Source organism: Pseudolysinimonas yzui, from assembly GCF_014653215.1.
Lineage (GTDB): Bacteria > Actinomycetota > Actinomycetes > Actinomycetales > Microbacteriaceae > Pseudolysinimonas_A > Pseudolysinimonas_A yzui.
This window is the reverse complement of sequence record NZ_BNAI01000003.1, coordinates 343,115-351,065: the sequence shown is the minus strand read 5'-3', so window position 1 is coordinate 351,065 and position 7,951 is coordinate 343,115. Positions and strand designations below refer to the sequence as shown.

The window sequence follows — 7,951 nt, the reverse complement described above, 5'->3', positions numbered from 1 at the left end:
GGTCCATCACACCGGGCGTCGGCAAAACGCATGCTCGCCAGCCCGAAGGCGGCACCCACGCTAAGAGCCAGACACCCAGTGATCAGGAGCCAACCACCGCAACGCGGCAATGTCACCCTGACACTGAGAGCCACGCTAACGGCGCGTCCCGCCGCACCGGGAACCCGCCTGACACGATCCGTAATGTGCGGGGACTCGCGGTGGCACTAATCCGCCAATTCAAGCGCGCAGGTCCCGGTAATCCGTCGCATGTGTGACGGATTACCCGGCAGGGTCAGCGGAGGGTCTTGCGCGCGGTGATCTGACCGGTGTCGAAGCCGAGCAGGTGCAGGCCGCCGTGGAAGCGGGCGTGCTCGACCTTGATGCAGCGGTCCATCACGACGGTGAGTCCCTTCGACTCGCCGTAGTACGCCGCCTCCTCGTTCCAGATGCCCAGTTGCACCCACACGGTCTTCGCGCCGATCGCCAGGGCCTCATCCATCACCTGGGGGATGTCGCTGCCCTTGCGGAAGACGTCGACGATGTCGGGCACCACCGGCAGGTCGGCGAGCGACTTGTAGACCTTCTGCCCGAGGATCTCGTCGGCGTTCGGGTTGACGAAGTACAGCTCGTAGTCGCTCGACTGCTTGAGGTAGGTCGCGACGAAGAACGACGAACGCGCCGGGTTCGGCGAGGCGCCGACGATCGCGACGGTCTTCGCCTTCTGCAGGATCTTCAGGCGATCCTGCGCCGACGGGCCGACCCAGGTGCGCTTGCTCTTCAGCAGCTTCGCGAGCGGCGAGGAGGCCGGGATGTCGCAGGTGAGGCCGTTCGTGAGGTGGACGGTCTCGAGATCGACATCGGCAGTCGCAGTAGGCATGTTCCGATTATCCCTTCACCGCGGCGGCGAGCGCTTGGTCGAGGTCGGCGATGATGTCCTCGACATCCTCGATGCCGACGCTGATGCGCACCAGGCCCGGCTGCACGCCGGCATCCACCAGCTGCTGCTCGGTGAGCTGGGCGTGCGTCGTCGAGCCGGGGTGGATGACGAGGGTCTTCGCGTCGCCGATGTTCGCCAGGTGCGACGCGAGGTTGACGCTCTCGATGAAGGTCTGACCCGCGGCGCGGCCGCCCTTCACCCCGAACGAGAACACCGAGCCCGGACCCTTGGGCAAGTACTTCTTGGCGCGCTCGAAGTGCGGATGCTGCGGCAGGCCCGCCCAGTTGACGAAGCCGATGCGCGGGTCGGCATCCAGCCATTCGGCGACGGCGCGGGCGTTGTCGACGTGCGCCTGCATGCGGTACGGCAGCGTCTCGACGCCGAGCGCGAGCAGCCACGCCGAGTGCGGGGAGAGGGCCGGGCCGATGTCGCGCAACTGCTCGGCGCGCAGCCGGGTGAGGAACGCGTACTCGCCGAAGTTGCCGTGCCAGTTCAGCCCGCCGTAGTGGGCGACCTCGGTGTCGAACAGGGGGAAGCGCTCGTTCGCCCAGTGGAACCGGCCCGACTCGACGACGACGCCGCCGAGGGTCGTGCCGTGGCCGCCCAGGAACTTCGTGGCCGAGTGGATGACGACATCCGCCCCCCACTCGATCGGACGGTTGAGGTAGGGGGTCGCGACGGTCGAGTCGACGATGAGCGGCAGGTGGTGCGCGTGCGCGACATCGGCGAGACCCTCGAGGTCGGCGATGTCACCCGACGGGTTGGTGACCGACTCGGTGAAGATGAGCTTCGTCTTGTCGGTGATCGCCGCCGCGTAGTCCTCGGGGTTCGTGCCGGCGACGAAGGTCGTCTCGACGCCGAAGCGCCGCAGGGTGACGTCGAGCTGGGTGACCGAGCCGCCGTAGAGAGACGCGGCCGACACGATGTGGTCGCCGGCGCCGGCGAGCGAGGCGAAGGTGATGAACTCCGCGCCGAGGCCGGATGCCGTGGCGACGGCGCCGAGGCCGCCCTCCAGGCTCGCGATGCGCTCCTCGAACGAGGCGACCGTCGGGTTCGCCAGCCGACTGTAGATGTTGCCGTACTTCTGCAGGGCGAAGCGGGCAGCGGCATCCGCCGTGTCGTCGAAGACGAACGCACTCGACTGGTAGATCGGCAGCGCGCGCGAACCGCTCACCGCGTCGGGGATGTTGCCGGCGTGGATGGCCCGGGTCTTGAACCCGTAGTTGCGGTCGGTGTGCGTTTCGGCGTGCGAGTCGGCGGGAGACGAAGCGGCGTCGTCGGGAGAAACTGGCATCCGGCCAGATTATCCGGCCTCCACCGCGTGTTTCTCTGTGCTACGAGCCGCCTCGCGCTTCGCCTCCCTCGCATCGAGGATCCGGAAGGTCAGCCAGATCGCCGCGACCAGGAGACTGAACCCGACCAGCACCCCGATCCAGAGCCCGATCGGCTGCTGCGGACCGTCGGCGGTCGTCACCGTCGGCAGCACGATGAGGGCGAAGGCGAACGTCGCGGGGATCGCGAGCGCCAGCCAGCGGCCCTTGGCGTCGTCGAACAGCTCGCGGCCCTCGAGGAACGTCACCGGCAGGATCGCGACCATGACGCCGGCGAGCCCCTCGGATGCGGCGGCCCCGAGCGTCTCGAGGGTGAGCTGCCCGAGCACGTCCGGTGCGCTGCCGCTCCACAACCCGTGCAGGGCGGAATAGCCGAGCCAGGCGGCGAGGGCGATGCCGAGGGTCGCGGTCAGCCGGATCGCCGTGGCCCGGTTGCGGTCTTCGGCGCGCGCGCTGCGGGCCAGCTCGAGTCCGAGGACGAGACCGACGAGGATGCCGGGGCTGAATCCGATCGTGCGCGACGCCAGCACACCGAGCAGGGCCAGCACGAAGGCACCCGGCCGGGCCACGATCTGCGCGGGCACGTGCCAGCGCCGACCCATCATGATGCGGGTGATCGTGGTGGGCACGAGCACGACGAGGATGAGGCCGAGCGCGAGGGCGAGCGTCATGCGCAGCGAGGTCGCGTCGACGCCGAATTCGGGGTTCGAGAACCCGAACGCGACCGTCGCCAGGATGATCACGAGCGGCGCGGGGAACGGGAATCGCGGCAGCTTCGCGGTGAGCGCACGCACCCGGTCGCCGAACCGCACCAGCCGGGTGAAGGGGGCGCGGATGCGGTCCCAGTTCGCCTCGATCGTCGCGTCCAGGATGTTGGCGGGGATCGCGACGAGCAGCAGGATGAGGCCGCCGATGCCGGCCGCCACGGCGACCGTGAGCGGATTCTTGAAGATGTCCTGGATCGTCGTGACCGCTTCGTTGAGCACGCTCGGGGCCGCGGGGTCGTCGCCGACGGACGACGCGGGCCGCGGGGACGCAGGCGTCTGCGGGTCGGCCGCGACCGGGTCGGCGAGCGCGACCGGAGTGATGCCCGGGGTCGGCGTCGGAGACTCCTCGGGCAGGGCGAAGGTCTCGAGCTCCTCGTCGGGGTCGGCCTCGGGCTTGCCGCCGGTGGGCGGCCCGTTCGGCACCGCGGTCGACGTCGGCTTCGGAGTCGGGGTGGGGGTGACCGTCGGGGTGGGCGTGACCGTCGGAGTCGGCGTCACCGTCGGGGTGGGGGTCGGCGGGGGAGGCGGCGGCGGGGCGACCGCGCCACCCACGGCGAGCGGCACCACCTCGAACTTCGCGGTCGCCACCGACGTGACGTCGCCGACCGTCTCGCTCACCTGGATCTGGTGGTTGCCGAGATGCCGCGGCCCCCCGGGCGCGGCGCAGGACCAGGCGGCAGACCCGGCGCCCGTCCCGGAACAGGCGAGCGCGATCCAGGTCGCACCCGGGGGCCGCAGGGCGACCGTCACCGTGCCGGCGGGGTCTTTCGATCCCGAGATCGTGATGGCGCTGTCGGCATGCACCACGGCGGGCGAGATGGAGATCGAGACCGCCGCACGGGCGCTCGAGGTGGTGGCGAGGAGCGTTGCGGCGAGCACGACGAGGAGCAGCGCGAGAGCGGCGACGATCGGGCGCGCGAGGAGTCGGATTTCAGGCACGTCGGGTCCAATGCGGGTTGGGGTAACGCGATGAAAGGGGACGCGGCACGCGCCTGGGGTAAGCAGAAACGCTCCGCGGGAAAAACGGGGTGTCCTCATCTTGGCGGCCCCGTGTTAGCGCAGTGTTTCGCGGGGGTGAGAGTTCTCTCACCCGCCGATCACCCGCTACGCGTCGACATCCTCCTTCTCGGCTACGGCTGCCCGCTTATCGGCGCGGACGAAGATCAGCCACACGGCGAGCGACAGCCCACCGAACACCGCGAAGACGAGCAGCCAGACGCCGTAGTCGGCGACATCCGTGCCCGCGATCGCCGTCGGCAGCACGAGCAGCGCGAAGGCGACCGCCACCAGCAGGAAGGCACCGACCCAGAGCCGCTTCGACACCTCCCAGAGTTCGCGTCCGTCGAGGAACTTGAGCGGGAACACCGCGATCAGCGCACCGGTGAGTCCCTCGGCGGTCACCGCGACCATGGTGTCCTCGACCAGCATCCCGGCGAAGTCGTTGCCGGGGGTGAAGAGCGAATAGACGATCCACGCCGCCAGGGCGAGCCCGGTCACGACGCCGATCTGCACGAAGACGGCGCGCGCGCTCACCTGCTTGCTCGCCTGCAGCAGCTCGAGCCCGATCGCGACGCCGACGAGGAAGCCGGGCGAGAACTCGAGGATGCGCGCGACGATGACACCGACGACGGCGAACAGGATGATCGTCGGCTGCATCGCGACGACGCCGATCGCGCCCCACGCCCTCCGGATGATGAGACCGGAGATCCACGACGCCACGAAGCTCAGCAGGAAGAAGGCGATCCCGAGCGACAGCACGAGCCGTAGCGACACGATGTCGAACCCGAAACCCGGGTCGACGAAGCCGTAGATGATCGCCACCAGCACGACGAGCAGCCCGGCGGCGATCGCCCGCGAGCGGGTGAATCGGATGAGCCAGTCCTGCGCCCGCGTCATCGCCCGGTCGACGGTGCCGTAGACCCGCCCGAGACGCGAGCTGTTCGACGACAGCGACGAGTTGAGCAACTCCGTCGGCAGGGCGACGAGGAAGAGCAGGGCGAGGGCGAGGCCGCCCGCGATCGCGATCGTCACCGGGTTGTCGACGATCTGCGCGAGCGGCGCGATCGAATCGGTGAGCGCGCTCGGGGCCGCCGGGTTGCTGCGGTCGCCCGTGCCGGGACCACCGGAACCGGTCGAGGTCGAGCCGTCGGTCGCCTCCTCCGGTTCGTCCTCCGCGACGGGGTCGACGCCGCCGATCACTCGGGCGTCGACGTTCTCGTAGTAGCTCGTGCCGAGCGGGGTCGTGGCGATGACCTCGATGCGGTGATCGCCCGACTCGATGTCGTCGGGCACCGTGAACTCCAGCGTCTGCGGGCCCCCCGTCGCAACCGCGGTGCCGAGGCTGCGGGGCGTCGAGTGGATGACGACCTCGATGCCCCAGCCGGCCGGCATCCCCTCGATCGTCATCGAGAAGGTGTCGCCGGGCTTCAGGTTCATCAGGTCGCCGTCGAAGTTCAGCAGCCACTGCACGAGCGTGGGGAGCTGCGGCCCGGGCGTCACCGGCGTGACCGGCGGCGTGACCGGCGCGACGAAGACCGGGATGCTGTGGCTCGCCGAGTAGGCCGACAGACCGCCGGACTGGGGATCGACGCTGATCGCGCGGGCGCTGGTCTCGGTCGAGGCGGCGAACCCGCACGCCCAGGCGCCGGCGCCGTTCGCCGTCGTCTGACACAGGGTCGCGCCCGATCCGCCGACGACGCGGACGAGATCACCGGCCGTGGCGGCGCCGGAGAGGGCGACCGAGTTGCCCGCGCTCGCCGCGACGGCGGTGGGGGTCTCGGGCACGCGGAACAGGTAGTCGAACGAGCCGGTGCCCTCCGTCTCACCCTCGGCGCCGGAGTAGTAGACCTCGTAGATCCCCGGCGCCAGGTCGGTCAGCACACAGCCCGCGGTCGTGCAGCCGGCTCCGCCCTCACCGCCGAGGGGCGTGTCATCCCAGAGGTCGACGGAGTCGTCGCGGTATCCGGCGCTTCCGCCGCAGTACCCCTGTGCGGCCAGCGCCCAGCCGGCGTCGTCGATCGAGGGGACGAGGGTGTAGATCCCGATGTTCGTCGGCGCCGCCGCAGAGATCGTCACGCCGCTCGGCTGGAACGTGCAACCGAGAACCGGGCCGGTGTAGTCGCCCGACTCGATGGAGAGGTAGGTCTCGGAGTACTCCGCGAGTACTTCGGGCTGACCGGGCAGGAAGTGTTCGACGCGCACGATGTAGGTGCCGACGGCGAGCGACGACAGGTCGAGCACGCAGGTGAAGGTGCCGGCGAGACCCTGCGGGCAGGTGGTGGTCGCCAGCTCGGGCCCGACGCCCTCCCCGTAGTCCTCGAAAACGGTCACCCGGGTCGAGGCGTCGTAGGCGCGCGTGCCGGCGACGGTGGCATTCGCCGTGCCCGGTTCGAAGCTGAAGGTACCCGGAAGGTCGGGGGCCGGCAGCAGCACGTCGAAGGCGACGACCTCGTCGTTCTGCAGGTACTGGCTGGCCGTCAACGTGTGGGGGCCGGGGTCGACGGCGATCCCCGGGCAGGTCCAGTCGGTGGGGACGGGTGCCGCGATCGTGCACACCGGGGTGCCGAAGTCGCCGTCGAGGGAGACGTCGATCTGATCGTTCGAGGGCGAGGTGCCCGACACGGCGAGGAAGTCGCCCGCGGTCCAGACGACATCGCCGCCGGGGACGGTGATCTGCAGCGCGGGCTGCACCGTCAGCGTGCCTTCGAGGGTCTGGCTCGGTGAGCCGGAGATGAACTGGCGGATCGAGACGGCGTAGCTGCCCACCGGCGGTGCCGAGATCGGGCACTGCCACGCCGTGCCGGGAGTCGCGAAGGGCCCGTCCGTCTGACAGAAGCCCCACCCTTCGACGTCGATCAGCACGTCGACGTTCGGGTAGGTGGTGAGGCCGGAGTAGGCGGCGTCGTCGCCGGCGTCGATCGTCCAGTTCAGCGGGACGTCGAGTTCGGGTGCGGGAACCAGCACGCTGAGCGGCACGGTGGGTGAGGTGCGCGTGGCCTGCCAGGCGGTGAGGGCGTAGTCACCCGGGGTGAGGGGGGAGGCGTCGCACGACCAGGCGCCCGCCTCCCACGTCGCCGAGCAGAGCAGGTCGCCGGTGACCTCGGTGCCGAGACGCACGTCGATGGCGGAGGTGTCGTCGGAGTCGGCGGTACCCGAGATGGTGAAGCCCGAACCCGCGAGCGCCGTCACCGGCGACGTGATGAAGAAGTCGACGGTGTCGGTGATGATCAGCGGACCCGATGCTTCGCTCCAGTACGGCCCGGTGGTCTGCCGCACCCGCATCGTGTATTCGCCTGGAGCGACCCCGGCGGTCGAGAACGAGCAGGACCAGTCGCCCGGGGCCGGGATGTTCGGGGTCGTGCACGACGGGGTGATCCCGTCGACGGTCACCTGGATGACCGAGTCCGGCGCGGAGGTGTCGCCGGAGAAGAAGGCCTCGGCATCTTCGTCGATCACGTAGGGGTTGGCGTTGTCGTACGTCGGGGCGGAAGGGATGACGTAGATCGCGACGACGTCCTGAACCGGGGGGAGGTCGGGAATGGCCTGGGTCGCCGTGTACGAGTGCGGGCCGACCGGCAGCGGGTTCGCCGTCGTGCACGACCAGGCGTTCGCCACGACCGGCGCGGAGCACAGCTGCGTTTCCCCGTCGTCATCCCACACCGTCACCGTCGGGTCGCCGCCGTTGGTCGAGGTGCCCGAGAACTCGAAACCCGAGTTCGTCCACGGGGTGTTGAGGTTCTCGAGAGCGGGGGCGAACTCGAGGCCGCCATCCGCGTTCGCGGCGATGGCGCCGGCGAACACGAGCGTTCCGGTGAGGGCAGTGAGGGCCGTAAGGCCGGCAAGGGTGCGGCGGCGCGACATCGGGGGTCCTGTCTCGAGCTGGTCCCCCCGCCCGAGAGTCTAGGACGTGTCAAGTTCCAGGCGTGTTACAGGAT

Annotated in this window: 4 protein-coding genes; all 4 read right to left on the bottom strand. The window is 69.9% G+C overall.

The window, feature by feature from the left end:
• Window positions 1-274: 274 nt before the first annotated feature.
• Window positions 275-859 (bottom strand): CoA-binding protein, encoded by a 585-nt coding sequence (locus IE173_RS10310; RefSeq protein ID WP_191283375.1) that lies wholly within the window; start codon window positions 857-859, stop codon window positions 275-277.
• Window positions 860-866: 7 nt separating this feature from the next.
• A complete protein-coding gene (locus IE173_RS10305) occupies window positions 867-2,213 on the bottom strand; it encodes an O-acetylhomoserine aminocarboxypropyltransferase/cysteine synthase family protein (protein WP_191283374.1) in 1,347 nt (448 codons plus the stop codon).
• 9 nt (window positions 2,214-2,222) lie between these two features.
• Complete coding sequence (locus tag IE173_RS10300; protein WP_191283412.1) at window positions 2,223-3,956, bottom strand: hypothetical protein; 1,734 nt, start codon at window positions 3,954-3,956, stop codon at window positions 2,223-2,225.
• Between the two features lie 165 nt (window positions 3,957-4,121).
• Entirely contained in the window at window positions 4,122-7,877 is a 3,756-nt protein-coding gene (locus IE173_RS10295; RefSeq protein ID WP_191283373.1) for a DMT family transporter, read from the bottom strand.
• Window positions 7,878-7,951: the final 74 nt, after the last annotated feature.

Excerpts from the sequence above, each read along its gene's own strand:
- IE173_RS10305 (WP_191283374.1), bottom strand. The coding sequence starts at position 2,213 with ATGCCAGTTTCTCCCGACGACGCCGCTTCGTCTCCCGCCGACTCGCAC.
- IE173_RS10310 (WP_191283375.1), bottom strand. The coding sequence starts at position 859 with ATGCCTACTGCGACTGCCGATGTCGATCTCGAGACCGTCCACCTCACG.
- IE173_RS10295 (WP_191283373.1), bottom strand. The coding sequence starts at position 7,877 with ATGTCGCGCCGCCGCACCCTTGCCGGCCTTACGGCCCTCACTGCCCTC.